The sequence below is a fragment of the Xanthobacter autotrophicus genome, from assembly GCF_030015065.1.
GTDB lineage: Bacteria > Pseudomonadota > Alphaproteobacteria > Rhizobiales > Xanthobacteraceae > Xanthobacter > Xanthobacter autotrophicus_D.
On the sequence record NZ_JAIVFN010000551.1, the window covers coordinates 1 to 393 of the forward strand.

General features: G+C 70.7%; 1 protein-coding gene. It reads left to right on the forward strand.

Annotated features, from left to right (window positions below):
- Positions 1-92: 92 nt before the first annotated feature.
- A partial coding sequence (locus K9U40_RS24465) for a GntR family transcriptional regulator (protein ID WP_282892627.1) occupies positions 93-393 on the forward strand: 301 nt, incomplete at its 3' end.

The window sequence follows — 393 nt, forward strand, 5'->3', positions numbered from 1 at the left end:
GTACAGAACGCTGCGCCGCGCACTCTGTACTGCACGACCTGCCGGGCATCTGTACTGCTTCTGGCCTGGTGAGGCGATACAGAATCGCTCCAATGCCCGAGACCGATTCCACCCCGCTGTACCTGCAGATCGCGTCGCAGATGGCCGGGCTGATCCGCAACGGCACCCTGGTGCGCGGAGCGCGCATGCCCTCGGTGCGCGAACTCGCGCGCCAGCGCGGCGTGGCCCAGAGCACCGTGGTGCAGGCCTACCACTGGCTGGAGGACGCGCAGCTCATCGCGGCGCGGCCGCGCTCGGGCTATTTCGTCGCGCCGCGGCCGGCCGTGCTGCCCGAGCCGACGGTATCGCGCGGACTGCGGCGTCCGCGGGACGTGTCGGTGGATTGGCTGGGCC